Origin of the sequence: Streptomyces sp. NPDC032198 (assembly GCF_040636975.1) — a bacterium.
Classification (GTDB): domain Bacteria; phylum Actinomycetota; class Actinomycetes; order Streptomycetales; family Streptomycetaceae; genus Streptomyces.
The window spans coordinates 185,947-210,488 of record NZ_JBEZVL010000004.1 but is presented as its reverse complement, the minus strand read 5'-3'; the positions used below and the strand labels follow the sequence as shown (position 1 = coordinate 210,488).

General features: G+C 70.2%; 21 protein-coding genes and 1 pseudogene. 15 read left to right on the top strand and 7 right to left on the bottom strand.

The genetic code is table 11. The features are described from left to right. Nucleotides 1-34: 34 nt before the first annotated feature. Nucleotides 35-949 (bottom strand): adenosine kinase, encoded by a 915-nt coding sequence (locus AB0E78_RS11905; RefSeq protein WP_361830886.1) that lies wholly within the window; start codon nucleotides 947-949, stop codon nucleotides 35-37. A 21-nt stretch (nucleotides 950-970) separates the two neighbouring features. Further along, nucleotides 971-2,011: a LacI family DNA-binding transcriptional regulator gene (locus AB0E78_RS11900; protein WP_361830884.1), complete on the bottom strand. Its 1,041-nt coding sequence runs from the start codon at nucleotides 2,009-2,011 to the stop codon at nucleotides 971-973. Between the two features lie 345 nt (nucleotides 2,012-2,356). On the opposite strand from AB0E78_RS11900, the gene AB0E78_RS11895 reads away from it, so the two are divergent. The 7 genes and pseudogenes from AB0E78_RS11895 to pulA all read left to right on the top strand — a co-directional run bounded on the left by AB0E78_RS11895 (nucleotide 2,357) and on the right by pulA (nucleotide 12,972). After that, nucleotides 2,357-3,628: an extracellular solute-binding protein gene (locus AB0E78_RS11895; protein ID WP_361830881.1), complete on the top strand. Its 1,272-nt coding sequence runs from the start codon at nucleotides 2,357-2,359 to the stop codon at nucleotides 3,626-3,628. Continuing rightward, nucleotides 3,629-4,639 carry a sugar ABC transporter permease gene (locus AB0E78_RS11890; RefSeq protein ID WP_361830878.1) on the top strand — a complete coding sequence of 337 codons (1,011 nt, stop codon included), beginning with the start codon at nucleotides 3,629-3,631 and terminating at the stop codon, nucleotides 4,637-4,639. It abuts the gene before it with no gap. A 101-nt stretch (nucleotides 4,640-4,740) separates the two neighbouring features. After that, nucleotides 4,741-5,547, top strand: a complete 807-nt coding sequence (locus AB0E78_RS11885; RefSeq protein ID WP_361831740.1) for a carbohydrate ABC transporter permease — start codon at nucleotides 4,741-4,743, stop codon at nucleotides 5,545-5,547. Nucleotides 5,548-5,612: 65 nt separating this feature from the next. Beyond that, a complete protein-coding gene (locus AB0E78_RS11880; RefSeq protein WP_361830876.1) occupies nucleotides 5,613-7,262 on the top strand; it encodes a glycoside hydrolase family 13 protein in 1,650 nt (549 codons plus the stop codon). Beyond that, entirely contained in the window at nucleotides 7,259-8,326 is a 1,068-nt protein-coding gene (locus tag AB0E78_RS11875; protein WP_361831738.1) for a LacI family DNA-binding transcriptional regulator, read from the top strand. Before AB0E78_RS11880 ends, AB0E78_RS11875 begins: the two co-directional genes overlap by 4 nt. A gap of 374 nt (nucleotides 8,327-8,700) precedes the next feature. Then, nucleotides 8,701-10,098 (top strand): annotated as a pseudogene (locus tag AB0E78_RS11870) (alpha-amylase family protein); the annotation flags it as partial. Nucleotides 10,099-10,266: 168 nt separating this feature from the next. Continuing rightward, nucleotides 10,267-12,972, top strand: coding sequence for a pullulanase-type alpha-1,6-glucosidase (gene pulA, locus AB0E78_RS11865; RefSeq protein ID WP_361830873.1), 2,706 nt, complete (start codon nucleotides 10,267-10,269; stop codon nucleotides 12,970-12,972). 26 nt (nucleotides 12,973-12,998) lie between these two features. On the opposite strand, the gene AB0E78_RS11860 is transcribed toward pulA, so the two are convergent. Both AB0E78_RS11860 and AB0E78_RS11855 read right to left on the bottom strand, forming a co-directional pair. Continuing rightward, nucleotides 12,999-13,433, bottom strand: a complete 435-nt coding sequence (locus AB0E78_RS11860; protein ID WP_361830870.1) for a GNAT family N-acetyltransferase — start codon at nucleotides 13,431-13,433, stop codon at nucleotides 12,999-13,001. Then, entirely contained in the window at nucleotides 13,430-14,386 is a 957-nt protein-coding gene (locus AB0E78_RS11855) for an MBL fold metallo-hydrolase (protein ID WP_361830867.1), read from the bottom strand. Before AB0E78_RS11855 ends, AB0E78_RS11860 begins: the two co-directional genes overlap by 4 nt. A gap of 129 nt (nucleotides 14,387-14,515) precedes the next feature. On the opposite strand from AB0E78_RS11855, the gene AB0E78_RS11850 reads away from it, so the two are divergent. The 6 genes from AB0E78_RS11850 (at nucleotide 14,516) to AB0E78_RS11825 (ending at nucleotide 18,963) form a co-directional block, all read left to right on the top strand. Beyond that, nucleotides 14,516-14,725, top strand: a complete 210-nt coding sequence (locus AB0E78_RS11850) for a hypothetical protein (protein WP_361830864.1) — start codon at nucleotides 14,516-14,518, stop codon at nucleotides 14,723-14,725. Beyond that, nucleotides 14,712-16,100 carry an amidase gene (locus AB0E78_RS11845; protein ID WP_361830861.1) on the top strand — a complete coding sequence of 463 codons (1,389 nt, stop codon included), beginning with the start codon at nucleotides 14,712-14,714 and terminating at the stop codon, nucleotides 16,098-16,100. Before AB0E78_RS11850 ends, AB0E78_RS11845 begins: the two co-directional genes overlap by 14 nt. A gap of 54 nt (nucleotides 16,101-16,154) precedes the next feature. After that, nucleotides 16,155-16,715 carry a TetR/AcrR family transcriptional regulator gene (locus AB0E78_RS11840; protein ID WP_361830858.1) on the top strand — a complete coding sequence of 187 codons (561 nt, stop codon included), beginning with the start codon at nucleotides 16,155-16,157 and terminating at the stop codon, nucleotides 16,713-16,715. 208 nt (nucleotides 16,716-16,923) lie between these two features. Further along, nucleotides 16,924-17,808: an MEDS domain-containing protein gene (locus AB0E78_RS11835; protein ID WP_361830855.1), complete on the top strand. Its 885-nt coding sequence runs from the start codon at nucleotides 16,924-16,926 to the stop codon at nucleotides 17,806-17,808. Next, nucleotides 17,808-18,236, top strand: a complete 429-nt coding sequence (locus AB0E78_RS11830) for an ATP-binding protein (RefSeq protein ID WP_361830853.1) — start codon at nucleotides 17,808-17,810, stop codon at nucleotides 18,234-18,236. Before AB0E78_RS11835 ends, AB0E78_RS11830 begins: the two co-directional genes overlap by 1 nt. A gap of 196 nt (nucleotides 18,237-18,432) precedes the next feature. After that, entirely contained in the window at nucleotides 18,433-18,963 is a 531-nt protein-coding gene (locus tag AB0E78_RS11825) for a GNAT family N-acetyltransferase (RefSeq protein WP_361830850.1), read from the top strand. Here AB0E78_RS11825 and AB0E78_RS11820 read toward each other — a convergent pair. Beyond that, the gene (locus AB0E78_RS11820; protein WP_361830848.1) at nucleotides 18,932-19,600 is read right to left on the bottom strand and encodes a class I SAM-dependent methyltransferase; all 669 of its coding nucleotides are present in this window, start codon (nucleotides 19,598-19,600) and stop codon (nucleotides 18,932-18,934) included. The genes AB0E78_RS11825 and AB0E78_RS11820 overlap by 32 nt on opposite strands. Nucleotides 19,601-19,683: 83 nt before the next feature. Here AB0E78_RS11820 and AB0E78_RS11815 point away from each other — a divergent pair, with 83 nt between their 5' ends. After that, nucleotides 19,684-20,304 carry a helix-turn-helix domain-containing protein gene (locus tag AB0E78_RS11815; RefSeq protein ID WP_361830845.1) on the top strand — a complete coding sequence of 207 codons (621 nt, stop codon included), beginning with the start codon at nucleotides 19,684-19,686 and terminating at the stop codon, nucleotides 20,302-20,304. An 8-nt stretch (nucleotides 20,305-20,312) separates the two neighbouring features. Here AB0E78_RS11815 and AB0E78_RS11810 read toward each other — a convergent pair whose 3' ends face one another. Further along, nucleotides 20,313-22,370, bottom strand: a complete 2,058-nt coding sequence (locus tag AB0E78_RS11810) for a phosphocholine-specific phospholipase C (protein ID WP_361830842.1) — start codon at nucleotides 22,368-22,370, stop codon at nucleotides 20,313-20,315. A 189-nt stretch (nucleotides 22,371-22,559) separates the two neighbouring features. Here AB0E78_RS11810 and AB0E78_RS11805 point away from each other — a divergent pair, with 189 nt between their 5' ends. Then, entirely contained in the window at nucleotides 22,560-23,726 is a 1,167-nt protein-coding gene (locus tag AB0E78_RS11805; RefSeq protein ID WP_361830839.1) for a damage-control phosphatase ARMT1 family protein, read from the top strand. A gap of 255 nt (nucleotides 23,727-23,981) precedes the next feature. On the opposite strand, the gene AB0E78_RS11800 is transcribed toward AB0E78_RS11805, so the two are convergent. After that, complete coding sequence (locus AB0E78_RS11800) at nucleotides 23,982-24,437, bottom strand: RDD family protein (protein WP_361830836.1); 456 nt, start codon at nucleotides 24,435-24,437, stop codon at nucleotides 23,982-23,984. Nucleotides 24,438-24,542 lie beyond the last annotated feature (105 nt).

Genomic DNA, 24,542 nt, shown 5'->3' with positions numbered 1-24,542 from the left:
CGTCTCGCTCCGTGGTGGACCCGGCCATCGTCGCTCAGGCCCGCGGTGGTCCGGCGACCAGGGAGAGGAGTCGCTCCCTGCCGATGACGTCGGTGCGCGTGGCCGGGACGGTACAGGCGTACGCGCCGGCGATCGCGCCGTAGCGGGCGCAGTGCAGGGGTGGCTCGCCGGCCAGCAGACCGAAGAGGTAGGCCGCGGCGAAGGCGTCACCGGCGCCGTTGGAGTCCACCACCGGCGCGGGGGGTGTGGCGGCCGGCACGTGGGACAGTTCGCCGTCGACGAGGAGATGGGCGCCCTCGGCCCCGGCCGTCGCGACGACCGTCCGGGCCCGGCCCCGCGCGGCGATCTGACGCATGGTCTTCTCCGGGTCGGCCAGGGCGGCCGTCGAAAGGAAGACGAGGTCGGCCTCGTGCGCGAAGGCCTCGTGGTACGGCTCGGCTCCGTCCCAGTCGTGCAGGTCGGTCGAGATGCTCACCCCCGCCGCGCGCAGCGTGGGCAGGGCGAAGGCGCAGGGATGGGTGAGGGAGACGTGGGCGTGCCGGCTCACGGCGGCCAGGGCCTCGACCGTCGCCCGGGGCAGCCGGTCGGTGCCCTGCGCACGGCTGTTGTCGTACAGCGAGAGGCGCCGCCCGTCGGGGCCGACGAGGTTCACCGCGCGCTTGGTGCCGTTGCTCTGGAGAGCCTCGGTGAAAGGGATGCCGCGCTCGCGGTGCAGCGCGCGGACCAGGTCGCCCTCGTGGTCCGCGCCGATGAGGTCGATGTGATGCGTGCGCAGCCCCAGCGCCCGTACTCCCATCGCGACGAAGTCGCCGGTCTGCCCGGCGCGCGTCTCGATCGCGGGCACCATGTAACTGTCGGCGTAGGGGAGGGGCAGCTCGGGGACGTACACGATCGAGTCCACGCCCGCGCCGCCGAGCACCAGCACGTCGATCTCGGTGTCAGTGGGCACGGACGCTCCTCGGCGCATTCGTCAGGGCTGGTCCGCGTGCCGGTCGGCGCGGCCCGAGGCCGTCGAGCCGCGGACCACGAGCTCCGGCATGAAGAGGAACTCGCTGTGCGGAGCGGGAGTTCCGCCGATCTCCTCCAGGAGGGTACGCACCGAGGCCTGGCCCATCGCCTGGACCGGCTGGCGGATGGTGGTCAGCGGGGGGTCGGTGAACGCGATGAGGGGGGAGTCGTCGTAACCGACCACCGAGATGTCCTGCGGCACCCGCAAGTCCCGTTCCCGGGCGGCCCGGACGGCGCCGAGGGCCATCATGTCGCTGGCGCACACGATCGCGGTGCAGCCCCGGCCGATGAGCGTGCCCGCCGCGGCCTGGCCGCCCTCCAGCGTGTAGAGGGAGTGCTCGATCAGCTTCTCGGAGTCCTCGGGTGACAGGCCGAGGACTTCGCGCATGCCGAGCTGGAAGCCCTCGATCTTGCGCAGAACGGGCACGAAGCGCTTGGGTCCCACCGCGAGCCCGATGCGGGTGTGGCCCAGCGAGGCGAGGTGCGTGACGGCGAGCCGGGCCGCGGCGCGGTCGTCCGTGGAGACGAAGGGGGCCTGCACCTTGGGGGAGAAGCCGTTGACGAGGACGAAGGGCACGCCCTTGCCGCGCAGCACTTCGTACCGCTCCATGTCGGCGGTGGTGTCGGCGTGCAGGCCGGAGACGAAGATGATCCCGGAGACGCCGCGGTCCACGAGCATGTCGGTCAGTTCGTCCTCGGTGGAGCCGCCGGGCGTCTGGGTGGCGAGGACCGGCGTGTAGCCCTGTCGGGTCAGGGCCTGGGCGATGACCTGGGCGAGCGCGGGGAAGATCGGGTTGTCCAGCTCGGGCGTGATCAGGCCGATCAGTCCCGCGCTGCTGCGCTGGCGCAGGCGCGTGGGACGTTCGAAGCCGAGCATGTCCAGGGCGGCGAGGACGGATTCGCGGGTGGCCGCGGCCACACCGGGCTTGCCGTTGAGCACGCGGCTGACGGTGGCTTCGCTCACCCCCGCCTGCGCTGCGATGTCGACGAGCCGTGCGGTCATGCGGGGACTGTACCGGTGATCCGCCGGATTGCACACCGGTTGTGAAAGCTTGCAGAAAGCTCCGTCCTTGCAAGGAGCTTGCGGTCCCCCCTGGTGCGATGAGGGAGGCCATCTGCCACCTCAGGGGCCTGTCAAGCGCGGCAAGAGCAACCGTAAGGACACATGGCGGTAACGATCAGCAGCTCTTGCAGAAATTTCTCGCAAGCTCTTTCGGGCTCTTTTCAATCCTGTTACGTTCCCTGGCAACCCGGCGCCGCGTCGAGTGCGGCTCGCAGGAGGCAGCTCAGCTGGGGTCCAGCTGGGGTTCCGCCTCCCCTTGTTCCGGGATCAGTTGAAGGAGTTCACATGCGGCGTGGCATAGCGGCCACCGCAATCGTCGCGGCCCTGGCCCTGACAGCGGCAGCGTGCGGTGGCGATGACGGTGACAGCGGCAAGAAGGCTTCGGGCAAGCTGTCCGGGACCGTCACTTTCTGGGACACCTCGAACGATGCCGAGAAGGGGACCTACGAGAAGCTCGCCAAGGGCTTCGAGAAGCTCCACCCGGACGTCAAGGTCAACTACGTGAGCGTCGCGTTCGGCGAGGCCAACGCCAAGTTCAAGAACGCCGCGGGCGGCAACTCCGGCGCCCCCGACGTCATGCGCACCGAGGTCGCCTGGGTCGCGGACTTCGCCAACCTGGGCTACCTCGCCCCGCTCGAGGGCACCCCTGCCCTCGACAAGGCGGACGACTACCTCCCGCAGGCCGCGGCGAGCACCAAGTTCAAGGGCAAGACCTACGCCGCCCCGCAGACCATCGACACCCTGGCGCTCTTCTACAACAAGAAGATGCTCAAGGAAGCCGGTGTCGAGGCGCCCAAGACCTTCGACGAGGTGAAGAGCGCCGCGAAGAAGATCAAGTCGAAGACCGGCAAGACCGGCCTCTACCTGCGCGGCGACGACCCGTACTACTACCTCCCGTACCTCTACGGCGAGGGCGGCGACCTCCTCGACACCAAGGCCAAGAAGGTCACCGTCGACGAGCCCCAGGGCGCCGCGGCCTTCAAGGTCATGAAGGACCTGGTCGACTCCAAGGCCGCCACCACCGACGCCAGCGACGGCTACAACAACCAGCTCAACGCCTTCAAGGACGGCGACGTCGCGATGGCCCTCGACGGACCCTGGTCCATCGAAGGAGCCATGCAGGGCAAGGAGTTCAAGGGCGACAAGGACAACCTCGGCATCGCCCCCGTGCCCGGCGGCAGCGACCGGCAGGCCTCCCCGCAGGGCGGCTGGAACCTCGCGGCCTACGCGGGCTCCAAGAACCTCGACGCCAGCTACGAGTTCATCAAGTACATGAGCTCGGCCAAGGTGCAGCAGCAGACCACCGAGAAGCTGAGCCTGCTGCCCACCCGTACCTCGGTGTACGACGTGAAGTCCGTCAAGGACAACCAGATGGTCCAGTTCTTCAAGCCGGCCGTGGACAAGTCCGTGGAGCGGCCCTGGATCCCGGAGGCCAACGCCCTGTTCGAGCCGATCCGGCTGCAGATGGAGAAGGTGCTCAGCGGCAAGACCTCGCCCGATGACGGGGCGAAGGGTGTCGGCGACGCCTACCGCAAGCTGCTGAAGGACTACAAGTAAATGGCTGTTGACAGCAGCCAGTCGCTGGCCAAGGCCGCGGATGCCCACGGCGTCCGCGGCCGCGGCCCGCGGACCGGCAAGACTCCGGGACGGCTGCGCAGGTCGCTGTCCACCCACTGGTACGCCTGGGCCATGGTCGCCCCCGTGGTGGCCGTGATCGGCGTGATCATCGGATATCCGCTGGTGCGGGGCCTGTACCTGTCGACGACGGACGCCAACGAGGCGAACGTCGAGCGCACCATCGGCGTCAACCACATCCCGGCGACCTACAAGTCCGTCGGCCTGGACAACTACACGGCGGTCCTCTCCGACGGCGTCTTCTGGGACCGGCTGACCTGGACGGTCATCTGGACCGTCTCCTGCGTCGCCCTCTCCTTCGCGCTCGGCCTCGCCCTGGCGAACATGCTCAACCGCAAGCTGGCGGGGCGCTCCCTCTACCGGATGGCGCTGATTCTGCCGTGGGCGGTGCCCGCCTTCGTCTCCGTCTTCACCTGGCGGCTGCTCTTCAACGAGAAGAACGGCATCCTCAACAAGATCCTCGCCGGTGGCGGCATCGACGCGATCCCGTGGCTCAACGATCCCACCTGGGCCAAGCTCTCGGTGATCATGGTCAACGTCTGGCTCGGCGTCCCGTTCATGCTCGTCGCCATGCTCGGCGGACTCCAGTCCATCCCCGGCGAGCTCTACGAGGCCGCGGAGATGGACGGCGCGAACGCCTGGCAGCGCTTCCGGCACATCACGCTGCCGGGCCTGCGCACCGTCAGCAGCACCGTGATCCTCATCAGCGGCATCTGGACCTTCAACATGTTCCCGGTGATCTTCCTGCTCACCCGGGGCGGTCCGGGCGACGCCACCGAGATCCTGGTGACGTACGCCTACCGGCTCTCGTTCGTCGTGAGCCCGCGCGACTTCGCGGGATCCGCGGCCTGGGGCGTCATCATTCTGCTGCTCCTTTCGCTCTTCGCGGTCGTCTACCGCCGCGCGCTCCGCAAGCAGGGAGAAGTGTGGTGACCACAGTGACCGACCCGAAGACCTCGTCGTCTGCGTCCGCCTCGGCCCCCTCGTCCGCGAGCCGGCCCAAGAAGGTCAGGGAGCGCGGCGAACGCGGGCCGCTGGCCTCGGTCGCGCTCCACGTGGGCCTGCTGCTCGCCTCCGCCACCGCGGTGCTCCCACCGCTGTGGCTTCTGATCACCTCGTTCAAGCCGACGAGCGAGGCGTTCTCCACCGACCTGGTCAAGGACTTCACGTTCCGCAATTACGACCACGTCGTCAACGACACCGAGTTCCTGAGCTGGCTCGGCAACTCCCTGTTCGTCGTGGGACTGACCACGGTGATCGGCGTCTTCATCTCCGCGACCACCGGCTACGCCGTCAGCCGCTTCAAGTTCCCCGGCATGCGGCCGCTGATGTGGCTCCTGCTGATCACCCAGATGTTCCCCGTCGCGGTACTCATCGTGCCGCTCTACAACCTTCTCGCCAGCCTGGGCCTGCTCAACCAGCCCATCGGCCTGGTCGTCACCTATCTGACGATCGCCGTGCCCTTCTGTGCCTGGATGATGAAGGGGTACTTCGACACCATCCCGGTGGAGATCGACGAAGCGGGGCGTGTGGACGGGCTCAACCCGTTCGGCACCTTCTGGCGGCTCATCGTGCCGCTGGCCAAGCCCGGTCTCGCCGTCACCGGCTTCTACAGCTTCATCACCGGCTGGGCCGAAGTCGCCTACGCCTCCGCCTTCATGACCGGCGAGGAGAACCTCACCCTGGCGGGCGGCCTGCAGACCTTCGTCAATCAGTACACCAGCGACTGGGGCTCGCTGACCGCCTCCGCCGTGATCGTCGCGGTGCCCGCCGCGGTGATCTTCGGCTTCGTGCAGCGCCACCTCGTCTCCGGCCTCACGGCCGGCGCGACGAAGTCCTGAGCGGCACACGCCTCTTGGAAGCGGCACACCCCCCTCGCACTCGACCTCTCGATCTCAGGGAAGACATGACCCAGCATCTCGCTGCCCCTGCGGCCCCCGCCTCCGGCACCCACACGGACTGGTGGCGTGGCGCGGTGATCTACCAGGTCTACCCGCGCAGCTTCGCCGACGGCAACGGTGACGGAATGGGTGACCTGGACGGCATCCGCGCCCGCCTGCCCTACCTCAGGGACCTCGGCGTCGACGCCGTCTGGCTCAGCCCCTTCTACTCCTCGCCGCAGGCCGACGCCGGTTACGACGTCGCCGACTACCGCGCGATCGACCCGATGTTCGGCAGCCTGCTCGACGCCGACGCCCTGCTGCGGGACGCCCACGACCTGGGCCTGCGCGTCATCGTCGACCTGGTGCCCAACCACTCCTCGGACCGCCACGACTGGTTCCAACGCGCCCTGCGCGAGGGCCCCGGTTCACCCCTGCGCGAGCGCTACCACTTCCGGCCGGGCAAGGGCGAGGACGGTGAACTCCCGCCCAACGACTGGGAGTCCGTCTTCGGCGGTCCTGCCTGGACGCGCACACCGGACGGCGAGTGGTACCTCCACCTCTTCGCCCCCGAGCAGCCCGACTTCAACTGGGAGCACCCGGCCGTCCACGACGAGTTCCGCTCGATCCTGCGCTTCTGGCTCGACATGGGCGTCGACGGTTTCCGTGTGGACGTCGCCCACGGCCTGGTCAAGGCCGAAGGCCTGCCCGACATCGGCCGCGGCGACCAGCTCAAGCTGCTCGGCAACGACGTCATGCCGTTCTTCGACCAGGACGGCGTGCACGAGATCTACCGCAGCTGGCGCAAGGTCCTCACCGAGTACGCGGGCGAGCGGATCCTTGTCGCGGAGGCGTGGACCCCCACCGTCGAGCGCGCCGCCGCCTACGTGCGCCCGGACGAGATGCACCAGGCCTTCAACTTCCAGTACCTGGGCACCCACTGGGACGCAGCCGAGCTGCGCGAGGTCATCGATGTGTCGCTGGCCGCCATGCGGCCCGTCGGCGCCCCGGCGACCTGGGTCCTCTCCAACCACGACGTCACCCGCCACGCCACCCGGTTCGCCAACCCGCCGGGGCTCGGCACCCAGCTCAGCACCGCCGGCGACCGCGCGCTGGGCCTGCGGCGCGCCCGCGCCGCGACGCTCCTGATGCTGGCACTGCCCGGCTCCGCCTACGTCTACCAGGGCGAGGAACTGGGCCTGCCGGACGTCACCGAGCTGCCCGACGAGGTGCGCCAGGACCCCTCGTTCGTCCGCGCGAGCGGCCAGGACGGATTCCGCGACGGCTGCCGGGTGCCCATCCCGTGGACCACCGAAGGCTCCAGTTACGGGTTCGGCGCGGGCGGCAGCTGGCTCCCGCAGCCCGCCGGGTGGGGCGAGCTCAGCGTCCAGGCGCAGACCGGTGACCCCGCCTCCACCCTGGAGCTGTACCGCAGTGCGCTCGCCGTGCGCCGGGAGCAGCCGGGGCTCGGCGCGGGGGACTCGCTGGAGTGGCTGGAGGCCCCTGAGGGCGTCCTCGCCTTCCGCCGGGAGGGCTTCGTGTGCACGGCCAACACCACCGGTGCGGCGGTGCGGATCCCGGCCCCCGGCCGGATCCTGCTGTCCAACGCCGAGGTGGAGACGGCGGACGGCAAGATCGAGCTGCCCGCCGACACCACCGTCTGGTGGGCGGTGTGACCCTCTCCCTGCCGCGGTCCGCCGACCGGGGAGACGGGGGAGACCGGGGCGTCCCGCGGCTCGCGGACATCGCGGCCCAGTCCGGCGTCAGCGAGGCCACCGCCAGCCGCGTGCTCAACGGCAAACCGGGGGTGGCCGCCGGCACCCGGCGCCGGGTGCTCGCCGCCCTGGACGTCCTTGGGTACGAGCGGCCGATGCGGCTCAAGCGGCACAGCGCCGGTCTGGTCGGCCTGGTCATCCCCGAGCTCAGCAACCCGATCTTCCCCGCCTTCGCGCAGGTCGTCGAACAGGTCCTGTCCGGGCACGGCTACACGCCGATGCTGTGCACCCAGATGCCGGACGGGGCGAGCGAGGACGAGCTGGTCGAGCAGCTGGAGGAGCGCCGGGTCAGTGGCATCGTCTTCCTCTCCGGGCTGCACGCCGACACCACGGCCGACCCCGCCCGGTACCTCGAACTGCACGCGCGCGGTGTGCCGTTCGTCCTGATCAACGGCTACAACGAGCACATCCCGGTGTCCTTCGTCTCGCCCGACGACCGCGCGGCCGTACGGATGGCGGTGCGCCACCTCGTCGACCTGGGCCACGAGCGGATCGGCCTGGCCATCGGACCCACCCGTTACGTTCCCTCGCTGCGCAAGGCGGAGGGGTTCACGGCGGCGCTGCACGCGCTGCTCGGCCTGGAACAGGGGGAGGCCGAACAGCTCGTGCAGCGCACCCTGTTCACCGTCGAGGGGGGCCACGCGGCGGCCAGCGCCCTCCTCGACCAGGGCTGTACGGCGATGGTCTGCGGCAGCGACATGATGGCGCTCGGCGCCGTCCGGGCGGCCCGCGAGCGCGGCCTGTCGGTGCCCGGCGACATCTCCGTGGTCGGCTTCGACGACTCGCCCCTGATCGCCTTCACGGACCCGCCGCTCACCACGGTGCGCCAGCCCGTGCAGGCGATGGCGAGCGCGGCGGTGGGCGCGCTGATCGAGGAGCTGCACGGAAATCCCGTACAGCACACGGAGTTCGTCTTCCAGCCCGAGCTGGTGGTGCGCGGCTCGACGGCGCAGGCGCGGCGCTGAGCGGGAGGTCCTCGGTGCCGGCCCCTGGTGGGGCAGCGGGGTGATGACGTGGCGCCGAGGCCTCTCCGTCCCACGCTCCGGTCCGAACGGCCGGGCGCGTGGGGCCCGTTGTACGGGTCCCCCGGCCGTCCGGACCGGAGTCGTGGTTGAACGTAACACCGCCGCAATGTCTTGCGAAAGGTTTTGCGGCGCGTGAACTCCCGGGATTCCGCATCTGACGCGAGAGTGTGCGCGGAGGGTTGACCGGGGTTCTTGAGGGTCGTACGGTCTCGACCGAAAACGGCGTTGAAATGTTTCTGCAACATCCTTCAACGGCCTTACGGGCACGGCGCGTTGCCGGACAAGGTCACACCTCACTCATGCAGGAGGCCCTCATGGCTGGCCGAAAGACCCGAGTCCGCAGACCTGTCGCCGCCGCCCTCGCCCTGGTCGCGGGAGCCGCGGGCGCCCTCGTCGCCGGGGCCCCGCAGGCGCAGGCCGCCCCGCCCGGCGGCAAGGACGTCACCGCCGTGCTCTTCGAGTGGAAGTTCGACTCGGTGGCCAAGGCGTGCACCCAGCAGCTCGGCCCCGACGGCTACGGATACGTCCAGGTCTCCCCGCCCCAGGAGCGCATCCAGGGTGAGGCGTGGTGGTCCGCCTACCAGCCCGTCAGCTACAAGATCGGCACCCGGCTCGGCGGCCGGGCCGCGTTCAAGAACATGGTCGACACCTGCCACGCGGCCGGGGTGAAGGTCGTCGCCGACGCGGTGATCAACCACATGACGAACGCCTCCGGCACCGGCTCGGCCGGCTCCGCCTTCACCAAGTACGACTACCCGGGCACGTACTCGGGCGCCGACATGGACAACTGCCGCTCGGCCATCAGCAACTACCAGGACCGCTGGAACGTCCAGAACTGCGAACTCGGCGGCCTCGCCGATCTCGACACGGGCGAGGAGTACGTACGGGGGCGGGTCGCCGCGTACCTGAACGACCTGCTGTCCCTGGGCGTCGACGGCTTCCGGGTCGACGCGGCCAAGCACATCCCCGTGGACGACCTGAAGAACATCAAGTCCAGGCTCAGCAACCCCGGCGCCTACTTCAAGCAGGAGACGATCTACGGCGCGGGCGAGGCGGTCTCCCCGAGCGAGTACACCGCCACCGGCGACGCCCAGGAGTTCCGCTACGGCTGGGACCTGAAGCGGGTGTTCAACGACGAGAAGCTCGCGTACCTGAAGAACTTCGGTGAGGGCTGGGGCTATATGCCCAGCGGCTCGGCCGCCGTCTTCGTCGCCAACCACGACACCGAACGGCACGGCCAGACCCTCAGCTACAAGGACGGCGCGAACTACACCCTCGCGCACGTCTTCATGCTGGCCCTGCCCTACGGCGCCCCGGACGTGCACTCCGGCTACGAGTTCAGCAACATCGACGCGGGGTCGCCCAACGGCGGCCAGGTCAAGGCCTGCTACAGCGACGGCTGGAAGTGCCAGCACGCCTGGCCCGAGATCAGGAGCATGGTCAAGTTCCGCAACACCGCCCGCGGGACCGGCATGGCCAACTGGTGGGACAACGGCAACGACGCCATCGCGTTCGGCCGCGGCGACAAGGCGTACGTGGTCATCAACCACGAGGGCTCCACCGTCGACCGGACCTTCCAGACGTCCCTCGCCGCGGGCAGCTACTGCGACGTCCAGAGTGGCAGGAGCGTCACCGTCAACGGCTCGGGCCAGTTCACGGCCGCCGTGGCACCGAACACCGCGCTGGCTCTGCACACCGGGGCGCGGAGCTGCTGAGCGCCGCCCCTTCCGCATGACCGGCCGCCCGGCGTTCGCTTCCCCGCCGCCGGGCGGCTCACCCCGAATCGGGATTCCGTTCCTCACCTGCGGACGGGCTGGTTCAGCCTCCGCCGCATTCACTCCCCGCACCCTGGTCCCACCCTTCACAAGGAGAAGCTCCCCTTGACCGGCTCCCCCCGCCGCACCCTCGTCACCACGGCCCTGGCCCTGCTCGCCGCGATCGCCCCACTGACCCCCTCGGCCACCGCGGCGCCCCGAGCACCTGCCGCGGCCGACGCGCCCGCCGCGCTCGATCTGTCCACCTCCCGGGCCCAATGGATCGACAAGAACACCCTTGCCTGGGACGTCCAGGGCGACGCCGCCTCCCAGGAGCTGGTGTATGCCCGCGACGGGCAGCTCACCCTCAAGGACGGCGAACTCGCGGGCAAGGGGCAGCGCATCCGTCTCGCCCCGGCCGAAGGCGGCCTCACCGACGCCCAGCGCAAGAAGTACCCCCACCTGAAGAGCTACGCGGCCTTCACCGTCGACCCGCGTGACCGCGACCGGGCCCGACACGCCCTCACCGGCCAGCTCGTCGCCACCCGCAGCAGCGCCGACGGCACCCTGCTCACCGCCACCGGCGTCCAGACCCAGGGCATCCTCGACGACCTCTATAGCCCCACCGCCACCAAGGCGGCCCTCGGCCCGCGGTTCCGCGACGGCCACCCCACACTCGCCCTGTGGGCTCCCACCGCCCAGTCCGTCAGCCTGGAACTCGACGGCAGGCGCGTGGCGATGCGGCGCGACGACACCAGCGGGGTGTGGTCCGTCTCCGGCGACCGGAGCTGGTCGGGCAAGCAGTACCGGTACGTCGTGAAGGTGTGGGCGCCCAGCGTCCAGAAGATCGTCACCAACAAGGTCACCGACCCCTACTCTACCGCGCTCACCGCCGACTCGGAGCGCAGTATCGCCGCCGACCTCGACGACCCGAAGCTGGCCCCCAGGGGCTGGGAGCAGCTCGAGAAGCCGAAGGCCGAGCCGCTGCGCGACGCGCAGATCCAGGAGCTGCACATCCGCGACTTCTCCGTCGAGGACCGCACGGCGCGGCACCCCGGCACGTATCTGGCCTTCACCGACACGGCATCCGACGGCATGAAGCATCTGCGCGAGCTCGCCAAGGCGGGCACCTCCTACGTCCACCTGCTGCCCGCCTTCGACATCGGCACCATCCCCGAGCGCGCCGCCGATCAGGCCACGCCCGGCTGCGACCTGACGTCACCCGCCCCCGACTCCGACGAGCAGCAGGCCTGCGTCACCAGGACCGCCGCCAAGGACGCCTACAACTGGGGGTACGACCCCCTGCACTACACGGTGCCCGAGGGCAGCTACGCGAGCGACCCCGCCGGGACCCGCCGCACGGTCGAGTTCCGGCAGATGGTCCAGGGCCTCAACGGCTCCGGCCTGCGCACCGTGATGGACGTCGTCTACAACCACACCGTCGCCAGCGGCCAGGCCGACAAGTCCGTACTCGACAAGATCGTGCCCGGCTACTACCAGCGGCTGCTCCCCGACGGCACCGTCGCCAACTCCACCTGCTGCGCCAACACCGCCCCTGAGAACGCCATGATGGGCAAGCTCGTGGTGGACTCGCTCGTCACCTGGGCCAAGGAGTACAAGGTCGACGGCTTCCGCTTCGACCTGATGGGGCACCACCCCAAGGCCAACATCCTGGCCGTCCGCGAGGCCCTGGACGCCCTGACCCTCAAGAAGGACGGCGTCGACGGCAAGAAGATCGTCCTGTACGGCGAGGGCTGGAACTTCGGCGAGACAGCCGACGACGCACGCTTCGTCCAGGCCACCCAGAAGAACATGGCGGGCACGGGCATCGCCACCTTCTCCGACCGCGGCCGGGACGCGGTGCGCGGCGGCGGCCCCTTCGACGAGGACCCCGGCGTCCAGGGCTTCGCCAGCGGACTGTTCACCGACCCCAACGCCTCGAAGGCGAACGGCACACCGGCCGAGCAGAAGTCCAGGCTCCTGCACTACCAGGACCTGCTCAAGGTGGCCCTCACCGGCAACCTCGCCGCCTACACGTTCACAGACTCCGCAGGAAAGCGGGTCAAGGGCTCCGAGGTCGACTACAACGGCGCACCGGCCGGATACGCGGACGCCCCCGGCGACGCCCTCTCCTACGCCGACGCCCACGACAACGAATCGCTGTACGACGCCCTCGCCTTCAAGCTGCCCGCGGACACCACGCCCGCCGAGCGCGCCCGCATGCAGGTGCTCGCGATGGCGACCGCCACCCTGGCCCAGGGCCCCTCCCTCTCCCAGGCCGGCAGCGACCTGCTGCGCTCGAAGTCCCTGGACCGCAACTCCTACGACAGCGGCGACTGGTTCAACGCCCTGCACTGGGACTGCCGGGACGGCAACGGCTTCGGACGCGGACTGCCCCCGGCCGCCGACAACAAGGACAAGTGGCCTTACGGGAAGCCCCTGTTGACGTCCCCGAACCTGAGCCCGGGCTGCGCCGAGATCAACGGAACGTCGGCCGCCTACCAGGACCTGGTGAAGGTGCGGGCGACCGAGCCCGCGTTCTCCCTGGCCACCGCCGGCCAGGTCCAGTCCCGGCTATCCTTCCCGCTCTCGGGCACCTCCGCCGAGACCCCCGGCGTCATCACCATGGAGGCGGGGAACCTCGTGGTCGTCTTCAACGCGACCCCGGAGGCACAGCAGCAGCGGGTGCCGGGCCTAAAGGACACGGCGTACCGGCTGCATCCCGTACAGGCCAAGGGCGCCGACGCGACCGTCAAGTCCTCCTCGTACGAGCGCAAGTCCGGCACCTTCAACGTGCCCGCCCGCACGGTCGCCGTCTTCGAGCGGGGCTGAACCTGGGGCTTAGCGCCGTTTGGGCGTCAGTGGTGCTCGCCGGCAACGGGAAGCTCCACGGAAGGCAGGTGGATCAAGCCTGCCTCCGTGGGGCGGAAGCCGCAGGACGCGAAATAGAAGTCCCGTAGCCCGGGCTCGAAGTCGACATGCAGCCACTCGCAGCCCGACGCCCGCACCTGTGCTGCCGCGAGGCCGACGACCGCCGTGGCGATGCCGCGATGCTGGTGCGTGCCGCGCGTCTTCGTGTCGATCAGGAAGGCGTGAGCCCCGCCGTCCCAGGCCACGTTCACGAATCCGACGAGGAGGCCCTCGCCGTCACGGGCCCCCACCCAGCCGAGACTGTGCTGCTTGATCGTGTCCCACCAGCCGGCGACCGCATCGCCGCCGTGCGACCTGACGAGGTCGCACATCTCTTCATCGGTGATGGGGTCACGCCATGCGTAGGAGATCGATCCGCTCATCGGGCCAGTATCGCCGAGCCGGTGCCCGAGCCCGAGCCCGTGGGTGACGTGGGGGTGAGCCGGTAGGCGTCGCCCTCCCGGATCACGTGGCCTGCGGTGGGGGGCGGGAAGTGGCTGCCCAGCAGGAGAGTTCGGGTGCCGGAGAGTGATGCCAGGAGTTCGTGGCGGGTCCTGGTCGCGGCGGCGGGGTCGATGTCCACGCAGCTGCCCAGGTCGGGGCGGACGAGCTGGACGGGGTGGTGGACGCAGTCCCCGGTGATGAGCGCGCTCTCGCCGTGACTGCTCAGTTCCACCGCCACCTGGCCCGGTGTGTGGCCCGGAGTGGGACGCAGGCGGACACCCGGCGCGATCTCGGCGTCATCGGAAGGGACGTCCACGAGGTCGAGCAGCCCGGCGTCCCTGATGGGGTGCACGGAGTCCCGGAACATCTGGCGCCGGGGTTCGTCCATGTCGACGCCCGCCCAGTAGTCCCACTCGGTGCGGCTCGTGAGGTAGCGGGCGTGGGGGAAGGTGGGCACCCAACTGTCCCCGTCCGCGCGGGTGTTCCAGCCGACGTGGTCGGTGTGCAGGTGAGTGAGGATGACGAGATCCACCGTCTCGGGCGCGAATCCGGCCTCTGTCAGCCGCGCCAGGTAGTCACTGTTCAGGTTGTCCCACGCGGGGTTGGCCCGCTGCTTGCCGTTGCCGATGCCGGTGTCCACGAGCACCCGCAGTCCGTTCACCTCGAAGGCGAAACTGTGGCTTGCCAGCCGTAGGACGTGCTGCTCGTCCGCGAAGTCGGGCCGCAGCCACGGGGATTGGGCCACGACCTCCGGGGTTGCGTCAGGCAGCAGCCAGGGGCCCGTCTGCGGGGGCAGCGGCACCTCGTCGACGCGGTGGACGGTGAGGTCTCCCACGGTCCAGGCCGCCGGGGCGCCGGGGAGGGGGGCGGCGGGGCGTGTGGTCGCGGACATGAGGGGCTCCTTCGGGTGGGTGAGCGAGGCGATTCCGAAGCTAAAAGCAATGCGTTTGCGTTAAGGCAGCATAGGACCTAGGCTCGCTCTAAAGCAAACCGTTAGCTTTTGTATGTCGAGAGGGCGTCCATGAACACCGCCGAATTCACCCCGCGGGAGGCGGCCCGAGGGGCGCTCCGCGCGGGGCTGCCGCTGGGGAGCGACCGTCACGAGGTGGTGGCGGCGACCGCCACGTACATCCAGTCCGTCGTCGCCACGCTGCGCGAACTGGACTTCGGCGACACGCCGCCCGCGATGAACTACACGCCCCGACAGGAGGACGTCGATGCAGCCGTTTGAGTTGTCCCTCGCCGACGCCGCCCGTGCCATGGCCGCGAAGGAACTCTCCCCGGTCGAGCTGACCGACTCGGTGCTCGACCGCATCGGGGCGGTGGAAGCGCGACTCCAGGCCTACGTCGGCGTCGCCGCGGAGTCCGCCCGGAGCGCCGCGGCCAAGGCCGAGCGCGAGCTGGCCGAGGGAAGGTCGCGTGGTCCGCTGCACGGAATACCCATGGGCCTGAAGGACCTGATCGACGCCGAAGGCATGCCCACCACGGCCAGCTCGCGCGTCAGGGAGGGTCATGTCGCCGGACGCGACAGCGTCGTCGCCGCGCGTCTGTCCGAGGCCGGAGCGGTGCTCCTCGGAAAGACCCACACCCACGAGTTCGCCTACGGTCTCACCACCCCGCAGACGCGTAACGCCTGGGACCACAGCCGCGTCGCGGGCGGTTCGAGCGGAGGCTCCGCCGTCGCCGTCGCGGCGGGAGAAGCCACCTTCGCGCTGGGCACCGACACCGGCGGATCGATCCGCGTGCCCGCGGCGCTCAACGGTGTGGTCGGCCTCAAGCCGACGTACGACCTGGTCCCCCGCGGCGGAGTGACCTCCCTGTCCTGGTCCCTGGACCACGTCGGCCCCCTCACCCGCACCGTGGAGGACGCCTCGCTCGTCCTCGCCGCGCTGGTGGGAGGCGCCGCCGCTCCGGACACCGGGACGCCGCCGGAAGGCGACCTCACGGGGCTGCGGGTGGGAGTGCCGCGCAACTACTACTTCGAGCGCGTCGATCCGGAGGTCGAGGAAGGCGTGCGCAGGGCCATCGGGCGGCTCCAGGAGCTGGGGGCCGAACTCGTCGAGGTCGAGATCCCGTTCACGCGCTACATCCTGCCCACCCAGTGGGGGCTGATGGTCCCCGAGGCGTCCGCCTACCACGAGCGGACGCTGCGCTCGGTGCCCGACCTGTACGCGCCGGACGTCCGCGTCCTGCTGGAGGCGGGCGAGCTCGTGTCCGCCGGTGACTACCTCCGGGCCCAGCGTGCGAGGACGCTCATGCGCGAGGCGTGGGCGAAGCTGCTGGGCAGCGTCGACGTGATCGCGGCCCCGACGGTGCCGATGACGGCGGCCGAGGCAGGTCGGGAGAGCGTGGAGTGGGCGGACGGCACGGTGGAGGCCGTCTCCGAGAGCTACGTCCGGCTCTCCGCGCCCGCCAACATCGCGGGGGTGCCGGCGCTGACCCTGCCCGTGGGGCAGGACGATGCGGGCCTGCCGATCGGCATGCAGCTGATGGGGCGCCCTCACGGCGAAGCGACCGTGCTGCGGGTCGGGCGCGCCTACGAGGTGGCCACTGCCGACACCGGCAGGGGTGTCGGAGCGGGGCGGCTGGCTCCGATCGCGGCCTGAGCGGTGGCACCACGTAGAAGCAACGAATGTGCGTTAACGGATTAGGCTGGAGTCATGAGTCCCAAGCCCATGGTTCGGCCAGGAGGGCGCAGCGCCCGCGTTCAGGAGTCGGTCCACGCGGCGGTCCGTGAGCTGCAGACCGAGCTGGGGCGCGAGGCGCTGACCGTTCCGCTCGTCGCGGCTCGCGCGGGAGTGACGCCGTCGACCGTCTACCGCCGGTGGGGAGATCTCCAGGAGCTCCTGTCCGACGTCGCGGTCGAGCACCTGCGCCCCGAGGTGCCGCCGGCCGACCTCGGCAGCCTGCGTGCGGACCTCGTGGCGTGGGCCGAGCAGTTCCTCGACGAGATGGCCTCCCCGCCGGGGCGCGCGTACATCAGGGACGCGCTCCTCGGAGACCCGGACGGGAGCAACGCGGGCCAGTGCTCCGCCTACGCAGCGGACCACCTCGACATCGTCCTGGCCCGTGCGTCGGAACGGGGCGAGGCCGCCCCGGACACGGAACAGATCATCGACCGGGTCGTGGCGCCGATGATGTACCGCATCCTCTTCCGCCCCAGCCGACTGGACGCCGCCTACGCGCGCGCACTCGTGGATCACGCCCTCGCGGAATCGTGACCACGGCGACCGCCGTCAGCGCCGGACATCATCCTGCGAACAGAAGCAGCGGGGAACAGGTCGTCTTCACGCACTCTCGATCGCCAAGAGGGGGCGCGGTGTCAGCTAGCTGTCGCTGTCTGCGGCGAAGCGCCGCCGTGAGGTAGGGACCGCTAGCGTATGGCCCGCACTTGTTCCCGTCGGGCCTTGTCGGCCCCGGAGGTGAGAGATGGCGGATGCCGCCGGCTCGGCGTCGGTCGGTACGATCCCGGTCCAGCATCTCCGGGCGGGCGACCACGCTTTCGTCAGTTACGCCGACGACGACGCGGGCCGCGACGTGGTGTCTGCCTTCGCGTGGGCGGGGCTCGTGAAGCGCGAGAAGGTGATGGTCTTCGCCGACCCGCACATGGACGACGAACAGGTGTGGGCCAGGCTGGACGCGCCGGGGGCCGTGCTGGGATCTGCCCGGGCGCACGGGCAGTTGGTGCTCAGCAGCATGCGTGCCCTCATCCATCCCCAGGACGCGTTCACGTCCCGTCGGCAGTGGGAGCGCATCACACAGGAGACCGACCTGGCCCTGGCCGAGGGCTACACCGGGCTGCGCACCTATATCGACATGCATTGGGTGGGGGAGCTGGGCGCCGATGTCGAGGTGATGATGCAGCGCGAATCCCACGCGGGGCATCTGTTCACCGACCGCCCGTACACCGAGATCTGTGCCTACGACAGCCGGTGGTTCGCCCCCGATGTCCTGATGGCCATGCACGAGGCGCACCCCTGTCGGCTGCTGCCCCGCCCGGGCGCCCTGCACGTGGAACAGGCGGAGGGAATGGTGCAGTTGGCCGGCGAGGCGGACCTTGCCACCCGGGAGCAATTCCTCGGCGCCGTGCGCGACGGGCTGCGCCGCCACGCGGATTCCGGACAGCCGCTGACCGTGGACCTCACCGGCCTCGTGTTCCTCGGCGTCGCCTGTGCCGTGGACCTGCTGCGGCTGGTGCTCGACCATCCGCACGGCCCGGTCCGGGTGAACTGTCCACCCACACCGGCCCGCATACTGCGCGGAGTCGGCGCCGACCAGGTGCCCCACATGGTGATCAGCGAGGTGGGCCGCTGATGGCGACCATGCCCGGCCCTCGCGAGCTGCCTTCCGTCACCCTGCTGGAGTCGCGTTTCACCCAGGACGATCTGCCCCGGCTGCGGATGCTCGTCGATCAGTACGCCGACCACCAAGGACTGCCCGAGCCGCGGCGCAGCGACTTCATCGTGGCCCTGGACGCGGTGGCGGTCAACGCGGTCGAGCACGCGGGCGGTGGTGGCACGCTGGTCCTGCAGCGCAGCGACGGCTGCCTCGCCTGCCACATCCACGACGTGGGCCCCGGGTTCAGCGCCGATGTCATCCCCGAGCTGGCCCCCGGCCTCGACGGCCACGCGGGCGGCCGAGGCCTGTGGCTCGCAGGCCTGCTCACCGATGAGCTCACCATTTCCGCGGGACCCGGCGGAAGCAGGGTCACCCTGACCGTGCATCTGCCCAAGCCCCGGTGAGGCCCCGCGGCAGAGAGGTCCGCGCACCGAGGCCTGTACGATTGATCGACGCGCGAACGACGCGACTGCCGCTGCGACAAGGGAGGTTGATGAATATGGCCCGCCAGACGCTTCATCAGCATGCCCTTGTCCGGGTCGCACCTCGTACACGGTTGGTGTGAGCGGCCCGGTCGTCTGAAACGACCAGGAGTATCGCGTGTCTTCTTCTCTCTCATCGTCCTCGTTCTCGTCGTCCGGCACGGACCTGACCACGGACCGCCTCGTGCTGCGGCCCTGGTCTCCCGACGAGATCACCGCCGTCCTCGGCGACCGCCGCCTGGCGCACTGGGCGGAGGACTTCCCCGCCGACGAAGGCCGGGTCATCGCCGGATTCATCGCCGGCCGGCCGGACGCGCTGGGCCCGTACGGGCAGCGGCAGATCATCGAGCGGGCCAGTGGCCTGGTGATCGGCGCGATCGGGCTGTTCTGGCCGCCGAACGACGGCGCTCTCGAGATCGGCTACGGCATCGTGGCCTCGCGGCGCGGCCTGGGCCACGCCTCCGAAGCCACCCGGGCCCTCACGGCGTACGCCCTGACCTCACCGGACGTGCACACCGTGTACGCCGATGTGGAACTGGCCAACCCGGCCTCGGTCCGGGTGCTGGAGAAGGCCGGACTGCGGCGCTGTGGCGAGGACGCGACCACGGCCCGCTTCGTCACCGGTCGAGGGGACGGCGCCGCAGTTTGACGGTGTAGTTGGTCCGCGTGGAGGGCTCCCCGTCGGGGGCCGTCAGGGCGTGCTCGTGGGTGTCGCACACGAGTACGTCCCACTGCCCGGCCGGAAGATCGAGGGCGGCGAGCACTTTCTGGGGGCTGGGGAAGTCCACGCCGGGGTGCGGCTCGGTCTCCCAGGCCGGGAAGCCCATGTGGCCGACGATCAGGAGGGTGCCGCCGTCGGTGACGGCCGCGGCGGCACCGCGCAGGATCTGCTCGCGCGGCATCTCGTGCAGGGAGTGCAGGAACTGGGCGGAGACCAGGTCGTAGCCGCCGGCCGGAAAGGAGGTTCCCAGGTCGTGCCGCTGCCAGTCGACGCGGTCGGCGACCTGCGCCCGGGCCGCGTGCTCGGCGGCGCGGCCGAGGGCGACACCGGAGATGTCGGTGGCGGTGACGCGCCAGCCCTGCCGCGCGAGCCAGATCGCGTCCCCGCCCTCTCCGCAGCCCAGGTCCAGGGCACTGCCCGGGGCGAGCCCCTCGGTCTCGCGGACGAGGGCGGCATTCGGCTCGCCGCTCCACAGGCGGCCGCTCTGCTGGTAGCGGTCGTCCCAGAACGCCTCGGCCGAATCGGCGGCGGAGGTGGTGTGGGTGCCGTGGGTGTGGTCGCTCATGTGGGCTCCTTCTGCTCTGCGGCAACCCTGCGCGCGGCCGAGGCGGCTTGACAAAGATATTTGCCGCCACAGCAAATAGCAGGATGAGCGACGACCCCGAACTCACGGATGTGCTGACCGCCGTCGGGCCGCGGCTGCGGGCCCTGCGCAAGGCGCGGGGCGCCACCCTGGCCCGGCTGAGCGAGGAGACGGGGATCTCCCTGAGCACGCTCTCGCGCCTCGAGGCCGGGCAGCGGGAGCCCACCCTGAAGCTCCTGCTGCCGCTGGCCAAGGCGTACGGCGTCCCGCTCGACGAACTGGTCGGCGCGCCCCAGACGGGCGACCCGCGCATCCACCCGCGGCCGTTCGTGCGGCACGGCGACACCTGGGTCCCCCTGACCCGCTACCTCGGCGGAATGCACGCCTACAAGCGGGTCATGCCGGTCGCCAGGGACGGCACCCGGTTGACCGCGCGCCCCGAGCAGGGCATGCACGAGGGCTACGGGTGGCTCTACGTCCTCTCCGGCCGCCTGCTGCTGGCCCTGGGCGACCACGACCTGGTGCTCACCGCGGGCGAAGCCGCCGAGTTCGACACGCGCACCCCGCACGGCTTCGCCAACGCAGGTGACATTCCCGTCGAGTTCCTCGCCCTGTACGGGGCCCAGGGCGAGCGCATGCACCTGCGCGTCAGGCCCGGCAGCGGCGAGGAGACCGAGGAGGCCTAGCGCCGTGGTCAGGCGGTGCGCAGCGCGGGGTCGCTGGTGCCGGGCTCGCCCGTCTCGACGTGCCCGGCGAGCCTGCGCAGGTAGGCGCGGTCGCTGTCGGAGCTGACCCGCAGGTCGTACCAGCGCTTGCTGTGGCCGAGGTCGACCCAGCGGGTCTCCCGGCCGCCTGCCGCGATCGTGAGCTCCGTGCTCCTGCCGCCGTAGGCATGGGTGACGGTGAGGCGGCAGGCGGTCTTGGCCGGGTTGGTGAAGGTCAGCCTGATGCGGCCGCTGCTCGCGTCGTGGCGTCCCGTCACCTCCGGGCTCGGGGTCGCGGCGCTGCCTTCGTACGTACGCAGATAGCCGTTGGGGCCGTGCACGGTCAGCTCGTACGTCCCGTCGGAGGCGGCGGTGCTCCAGGTGTCGGAGAGCTTCTTGCCCGCCTCGGCGGTGTAGGTCCAGGGCCCGTCGTCGCGGTTGCCGGAGGTCACGAGGAAGCAGGCCCCGGTCTCGTCGCCCGGCGTGAAGGTGAGCTTGACGGTGCCGCCGGAGGGCTTGACCGCCGCGGTGACGAGCGGCGTGTAGGGGAGGGGCCGGGTGGGCCTTGTGCCCTTCTCCTGCTTGGGCAGGGCGGGCGAGGCCGGCGGCGAGGGGGTGTAGCTGTCGTGCCGTTCCTGGTCGGGCGGCTCATAGGCCTCGGTGCTCGGCAGGTCCGCCCGCCTGGTGTGCTTGAGGCTGAAGTCGAAGGCCGAGGTGAGGTCGCCGCAGATGGCCCGGCGCCAGGGGGAGATGTGCGGTTCGTGGACGCCGAAGCGGCGCTCCATGAACTGGATGACGGAGGTGTGGTCGAAGACCTCGGAGCAGACGTAGCCGCCGGTGGACCACGGGGAGACGACGAGGGTGGGCACCCGCATGCCGAGCCCGTAAGGTCCCGCGCTGTAATCGCTGTCGCCGGGGAAGAGGTCGAGCTCGGTGTCGACAGTGGACGCGCCCCAGGAGGAGTCGGCCGGGGGATAGGGCGGCGGCACGTGGTCGAAGTAGCCGTCGTTCTCGTCGTACGTGATGAACAGGGCGGTCCTGCTCCACACCTCGGGATCGGACGTCAGCGCGTCCAGGACCTGCGAGATGTACCAGGCGCCGTAATTCGCGGGCCAGTTGGGGTGCTCGCAGAATGCCTCCGGAGCGGCGACCCAGGAAATCTTCGGGAGTTTCCCCGCCTTGACGTCCGCGCGGAGGTCGTCGAGAAGATGGCCGCCCTTCTTGACGTTCGTTCCCTTCCGCGCCTTTTCGTAGAGGGGATCACCGGGCTTGGAGTCTCGGAACGTGTTGAAGAACATCAGCGAGTTGTCGCCGTAGTTCCCACGGTAGGCGTCCTCCAGGGCACCCCACAGCCCGTCCTCGGTGAGTCCGTCGCCGATGTCCTGGTAGATCTTCCACGACACCCCGGCCTTCTCCAGGCGCTCGGGATAGGTGGTCCAGTCGTAACCGGCCTCCTCGTTGCCGAGGACCGGCCCGCCGCCCTTTCCGTCATTTCCGGCATGCCCGGAGTAGAGGTAATAGCGGTTGGGGTCCGTCGCGCCCATGAACGACGAGTGATAGGCGTCGCAGACCGTGAAGGCGTCGGCCAGCGCGTAGTGGAACGGAATGTCGTCCCTGGTCAGGTGCGCCATCGTGCCGGAGGTCTTGGCCGCTATCCAGTCGTCGTACTTGCCCTTGTTCCACGCCTGGTGGCCGGTTTCCCAGTCGTGGCTCAGCCCGGCGATGAACTGCATTCCCAGATCGTCGGCGTCCGGGTGGTAGGGCAGGACTTCCTTTCCGCCACCGGACTGATGCCATACGGACTTTCCGCTTTCCAGCATCAGCGGGCGGGGGTCACCGAATCCGCGGACGCCGTTGAGCGTGCCGAAGTAGTGGTCGAAGGAGCGGTTCTCCTGCATGAGGACCACGATGTGTTCGACATCGTCGATCGATCCGGACCGGGCGGAGGCGGGGATGTCGGCGGCGCGCATGATGCTGGCGGACAGAGCCGCGACACCCGCGGTGCCACCCGCTGCCTGGAGAAAGCGTCGACGGTTGAATGCGGGCATGAAGCTGTACCTCTGAAACGTGGGGGGTAGAGGGCCGGTCACCGTAGACCGACCCGCCCGCACGACGTCAAATGGTGCGTGGAAAAGGTGAAGGAACAGGAAGATTTCACCTTCAGGAGCAACGCGGCGGGCCGTTGGGGCATCGCCGCCCGACAGCAGCCGAGTACCGAACCGGAGGATCAGCGAGCCATGTCAGAAGAAGTCGCCCCCGTCATCCTGAGCAACGAGCCCGGCTCCTTCCCCAGGAGCGTGCTCGCCGAGCGGCACCCCGCGCTCATCAAGAAGGTGCGCGACGCCTTCCCCTACGGGCCGCGTCAGCATCGCGCCCTCGACGCCCTGCTGACGCAGGCCACGCAGGGGGTGATCGAACCCCTGGGGCCCGAGGCGCACGACCGTCACCTCTGGGAGGAATGGGGGAGCGAGTACGTCGGCATGTCCTGGTTCGACGTGCCCTTCCTGTGGGCCGAGAGCTACTTCTACCGCCAACTCCTCACGGCTGTCGGCTACTTCGAGGGCGGGCCCTGGCAGGGGATCGACCCCTTCCGACCGTTCAAGCAGGCGGAACTCCACACCGGGGAGGCCGACGAGGAGCTGGCCGCGCTCGACCGGCTGGCCGCGCGGCCCCGCGACGAGCAGCGTCAGGCGCTGCTCCTTGGCTCGCTGTGGGGCAATCGCGCGGACCTGGGCTTCGCCGCGGGCGGCGGCGGAGCCGGGGCCGTCGACTCGCGCCTCGTCGCCGACGACTCGGAGGTGCTGTGGTCCCTGCTGCCCGAGGGTGGCGCGGGCACGCTGTGCCTGGTCGCGGACAACGCGGGGCGTGAGCTGCTGCCCGATCTCATCCTCATCGACCATCTTCTGCTGCGGGAGCGCGCCGAGCGGGCCGTGCTGCACGTCAAGCCGTATCCGTACTACGTATCGGACGCCATGAACGCCGACGTGATCGACTGTCTGCGCCATCTGAACCGTGCGCGAGGTGCCGCGGCAGAGGTGGGCGAACGTCTGTGGTCGGCCATGGGCACCGGACGGCTCGCCGTCCGCAGCCACACGTTCTCCTGCGCCCCGCTGCCGTACGCGCGGATGCCCGACGACCTGCGCCAGGACTTCGCCGAAGCCGACGTGACCGTCATGAAAGGTGACCTCAACTACCGGCGGCTCGTCGGCGACCAACTGTGGCCCGCGACCACGCCGTTCGAGGAGCGCACCGCGTACTTCCCCGGACCGGTGGCCGCCCTGCGGACACTGAAGTCCGACGTGGTCGTCGGACTCGACGAGCGGACCGAGGCGGCCCTCGTCGCCGAGCACGGCCAGGGGTGGCGCACCAGCGGGACCCACGCCCTCATCCAGGCACGGCGGTGACCTGCCGCGAAGCTGCCGCCAGGCATGACCGGCCGGCGAAAGGGGCTCAGCGGGAGGTGGGGGTGACGGCCTCGGTGACCCACGGGAGGTCCAAGTGCCCTGCTACCAGGACGAGATGGGCCCGCGCCTGCTCCTCGGGCACCCGGCCGTCGGGCATGGCCTTCAGCCGCGTGTGGTCCGGGGCCTCTACCGGGCGGCAGCGGTCTGAAGCCGTCTGAAGCCGTCTGCAGCCGTCTGCCCCCGCACGCAGCCGCCTCAGGAACGGGCCGTCCGACGCCCCACGCGCACGCCCACCGCGTCCTGCTGCTCCACATCGCTGTCCGTCGCCACATGGACAGGGACGAAGACGATCATCCAGTAGAAGCCGAACAGCCAACGGCCGGTGAGCCGGACGAGGCCGGGACGCCGGCCGTCGGATGCGCGGACCACACGCAGACCCGCGAGCGCTTTCCCCACACTGGCCCTGACCGCCTGGGTGAGCAGGACGTGGTTGACGAAGGAGACTCCGACGGCCACGCCGAGCGCCAGCCCCCACACCGTGGGGGACTGCGGCCGGAGTTCGACCACTCCAGCACTCACCCGCACACCGGCCGTGGCTCCGGCCGCGATGCCGCACACCAGGGCGACGAGCGCGTCGATGACCGCCGCGGTCACTCTGCGGGCCTGCGAAGGGGGCACTACACGGGTGGGGGCGTACTGCTGATCGATCACGGCTCTGTTTCCCGGCCTCTTTCCCTGTCCTTGGTCCGAACAGGCCGGTCACCACCCGGCCCGGGCTGCACGCTACTGTCCGGGACCGCGTTGCCGCCCAGGGGG